4 protein-coding genes are annotated in these 3,908 nt (G+C 65.5%); all 4 read right to left on the bottom strand.

Annotation, left to right across the window (positions count from 1 at the left end):
- Nucleotides 1-66: 66 nt before the first annotated feature.
- Nucleotides 67-582: a hypothetical protein gene (locus SAZ01S_RS23015; RefSeq protein WP_139810217.1), complete on the bottom strand. Its 516-nt coding sequence runs from the start codon at nt 580-582 to the stop codon at nt 67-69.
- A gap of 135 nt (nt 583-717) precedes the next feature.
- Entirely contained in the window at nt 718-2,106 is a 1,389-nt protein-coding gene (locus SAZ01S_RS24535) for a sugar transferase (RefSeq protein WP_245825157.1), read from the bottom strand.
- Between the two features lie 224 nt (nt 2,107-2,330).
- A complete protein-coding gene (locus SAZ01S_RS23025) occupies nt 2,331-2,516 on the bottom strand; it encodes a hypothetical protein (protein WP_084584662.1) in 186 nt (61 codons plus the stop codon).
- A gap of 31 nt (nt 2,517-2,547) precedes the next feature.
- Complete coding sequence (locus tag SAZ01S_RS23030) at nt 2,548-3,858, bottom strand: EAL domain-containing protein (protein WP_084584663.1); 1,311 nt, start codon at nt 3,856-3,858, stop codon at nt 2,548-2,550.
- Between the last annotated feature and the right edge of the window lie 50 nt (nt 3,859-3,908).

Consider the following 3,908-nt stretch of genomic DNA (forward strand, 5'->3'; position numbering starts at 1 on the left):
CCCGTGCCGATCATCGCAATACGCACGAAGAAATCCTTGAATGGGCGCTATGGTTATGCAAGGACTTCAACGCAGTAGCGCCTGAATCTGCGGCATCATTGCCTCCTGGACAAGATATCCTTCGCGCGCACGGTGCAGAACGGCGTTTTCAATGCCGAATCCGGTCAGCACGCTGCGAAGTTCGTGCACGAAGACCTTGACGCTCGAAGCATTCACCGACTTCGTGCACACGATCTGCGCAAGATCCGGCGCCTTGTGCGGAATACCGGGACGTTCCATCAACTCCAGCAGGAGCAGGGCACTCCCGCGGTGCCGCAGGCCGAGCTTGGACCGGACATAATCGGCGCAGATCTGCGCCTCCGAAACAGGACCGATCAGGATCGCCAGCTTCAGCAGCTCCTGCGCCGCTTCGCGCAGCAAGGGGGCGCGAACATCCCCCCGCTCCGCCTCGGCCAGCAACCGCCGCGCGAGTTCGCGCGCGCCGCCTCCCGAACTCGGCGACAACCGCCGCGACGCGGGCGAAGGCGACCAGGCGAGGACGGGGTTTTGATGCCCTCCCTCAGCCAACGCAGAATGGATCATAGCTTTCTTCTCGTCATAGTAAGGCGCGACAGCGCCCGCGAAAGGATGGAGGAGACCAGCCAGCCGGCCACGCGAACTCCGGCTCTGGCGGGAGGAAGGCGCACTCCCCAAAGCGCGGGGCGGCAGGGATCCACGCTAAAAGGCACGCTTGCCCGTCAGCGCCATGAAGGTGCGGAGCACGATCCAGATATCCCCGGTGAAGGACCAGTTCTCGACATATTCGAGATCGGAGGCGAGCCGGTTGCGCAGGTCCTCCTCCTCGAAGGTCGTGCCGCGGAAGCCACGCACCTGGGCGAGCCCGGTGATGCCCGGCTTCATCGAATGGCGACGCCAGTAATCACCATCGACTTCCCAGTAGAGCTTGCCGCCTGCCTTCGCGCCCAGCGCATGCGGGCGCGGCCCGACAATGCTCATATGGCCGAGCAGCACGTCGATCACCTGTGGCAACTCGTCGATGCTGGTGGCGCGGATGAAGCGACCGACCCGCGTGACGCGGTCATCATCGCGCCCCGTCGTCAGACGGCTGGCGGTGAGGTCGTGCATGTCCGACCGCATGCTGCGGAACTTGTGCATCCGGAAAGGCCGATTGCTGCGGCCGACGCGCGGCTGGCGGAAGAATACCGGACCGGGGCTGTCCAGCTTGATGACGATCGCCACCAGCAGGAAGAGCGGCAGAAGGAACACCAAGGCGACGCTCGCCACGGCGATGTCGAACAGGCGCTTCAACAAGCGCTCTTCCGGCGACAGCGACTCCGCCGCCACCTTCAGCGTCGGCATCGCGCCGAACATCCCGGCGCCCAGCGGAACCAGGCCACCCATTTCCTCGACCAGCAGCTCCACCGGCACGTTCGCACCCCCGAGCGCGGCAGACCAGGAGGCTCGCCGATCCGCCGCACACGCAACGATGACTCGGTCGACATTCCCCACCAGCTTGCCAAGCCGGGCGAGCGCGGCGGGATCATGAACGTCGGCGCGGAGACCGTGGGCCGCGACGTCGACGATCATGCCTTCCACGTTGCCGACGAGATCGCGGTGATCGCCGTCCACCAGCACCACCGTGTGGCGCCCCGCGGCGCGCGAACGCCAGCGCCGGGCAGACAGAACAACGGCCAGCGCGATACGCGCCGTCGCGATCCCGAGCATCATCGCGACCATCATGCCCGCGAAGGGTCGCAGCCACGCCGCGCTCAACCCACCGAGCAGCGCCGCGCCGAACACCATCGACAGAAAGGTCACGATCAACGCGAGCGACGCACGGCAGACGCTGGTCGCCGCGCTGGTCGCGATGCCGCGCGCATAGCTGCGCCCGTAAAAGGCGACCATCAGGTACATCGCGGCGATCAGCAGCACGAGCCGCGGCCCCGGCCCGGGCGCCCCGCCCGCATGGTGCGCGAGCAGGGCCGCGCCCGCATAACCCAGCACAAGCCCGGCGAGATCGGCCCCCGCCAGCTTGACGCTGACGATGATCGTCCGCAGCGACTTCGCACTGGGCAGCGCGAGGTCCAGTTCGGCGCCCCCCGCCATCGGCACGTGCAGGACAGAAGCCTGAGCGTGATTCGAAGTTAACATGCACCCCCCGCTCCCCCCGCATCCACATTGCAGGGAGTCAGAAATTCCATGTGCGAATGAACCTCCGGTCGGAGGTGGTTCAGCCATCCCAGCCCGCCGGAGTGCCCGAAAACACCCCCGCCGCGCCGCCCCGCGCGCTACCCGCGCGCCCGGGATGCGGATCGCCCGACCCGATCCGCTCAGAAGATCTCAAATAGAAGAAAACCGATGGCCCAAATGGGCACACTCAGCAGCAGGCCAATCAGCACGCCTCGCAATGGCGTGGAGATTTCCCCCGTCCTCGATTCCCGAATTTCATCGAAGGGGAAGGCAACTTCTTCTCCCCTGAAATGGGCGATTTCGATTTTCTCGGCAAACAAATCCATGCACCACCTATCGATTTCGTTGAAGCTTCGGTCAGCCGGCAAGCAGCGCCGGACCAGGCGGCACCGGCGCACGCGCGGCACACCAAGGGCGGCACGTCGAGGCGCTCCCCCAGAAATGGCCCTGCTGCCAGGCAAGCCCGAGTTCGTCGGTCAGCTGCGCATGGGCGAAGGTGTCGACGCCATCGGCGACGACGATCCGGGCGACGGCGGCGGCCAGTTGCCGCAGCCCTGCCAAGACCGCGCGATCACGGGGCGAGGTCATCGAGCGCCGGACAAATCCGCAGTCGATCTTCACGATATCGGGCCCGATCGCCACGAGTTGACGCACCGATGCGAAGCCCGCGCCGAAATCGCTGATCGCAATCTTGCATCCGAGCCGGCGCGCCTTGTCGCAGAAGCGCCCTACCTCTGCGCTCCTGGCCAGCGCCGCGGTCTCGCTGATCTCCAACACCAGCCGTGCAGCAATCTCCGGCTCCTGCTCGAGGCGCCGGGCCAGACGCGCCCACCACGAACTGCATACCACACCAACCGAGGAAATGGACGCGGAGAGCATGACGGTCGGATCCGCCTGGAGCTCGGCGACCGTCGCCTCGACGACGATCTCGTCGATGATGCCGCCAAACCCCACCCGTTCCACCACCGCCAAGGCGTTACGGGCAAGCCACGGATCGCCGATCGCCTCCTCAAACCGCACCGTCGACTGGTAATAGAGCACCTCGCAGGAAGCGCGGGCGACCACCGGCTGCCACACGATGCGGAGCGCGCCGCCATCGAGCCCGCCAGCGCCGGCACGCGCCAAGACGCAGAGCAGCTTGGACGCCACCGCCATGTCCCGGCGATACCGCGCCGCCCCCTCTCCAGGGTCGGGAACCGAATCGCCGGAGAAACCAAGCAGCCCATCGCCGCCGCACTCTTCGACACCATTCACCTGCGCCGACCATTGGGCGGAAAGCCAGACATGCACGACGCCCCATTCGGTCCAGAACGGGATCAGCGCGACCGAGCGACAGACGTGCCGGATCCAAGCCTCGCACGCCTGGGCGAGGGAATCGGCTTCGGGGAGCCGATCCTGCGGGAAGGTCACCTGGATCTGATGCCCAGCAGCGACCGCCGCCGCGCCCGAGCCATTCAGCCGAAAAATCACCGATGAAACGGCCTGCGCGACGCGATCCGCCGAAACAACGCCGTAGGCCTTCAGTATATCGTCAATATTGCAGATGCTTATAGTAAACGAGACGTTAACAATTTCCGCACATGCCGTGTAAGGCACCGAAAACTCGCCTAAACTCGCGCTTATCGTGGCGACATCGCATGCACATCCCTGCTTAACTCCGATGGACATCCAACCCCTCCAACGTGGCGCGGCCTTGACTTCTAGGTCTGTTACCTTTT

Source organism: Sphingomonas azotifigens NBRC 15497 (assembly GCF_002091475.1).
GTDB lineage: Bacteria > Pseudomonadota > Alphaproteobacteria > Sphingomonadales > Sphingomonadaceae > Sphingomonas > Sphingomonas azotifigens.

Bases quoted from the DNA above. Each gene is read 5' to 3' on its own strand.
- SAZ01S_RS23015 (WP_139810217.1), bottom strand. From the start codon at position 582: ATGATCCATTCTGCGTTGGCTGAGGGAGGGCATCAAAACCCCGTCCTC.
- SAZ01S_RS24535 (WP_245825157.1), bottom strand. From the start codon at position 2,106: ATGGCGGGGGGCGCCGAACTGGACCTCGCGCTGCCCAGTGCGAAGTCG.
- SAZ01S_RS23030 (WP_084584663.1), bottom strand. From the start codon at position 3,858: ATGTCCATCGGAGTTAAGCAGGGATGTGCATGCGATGTCGCCACGATA.
- SAZ01S_RS23025 (WP_084584662.1), bottom strand. From the start codon at position 2,516: ATGGATTTGTTTGCCGAGAAAATCGAAATCGCCCATTTCAGGGGAGAA.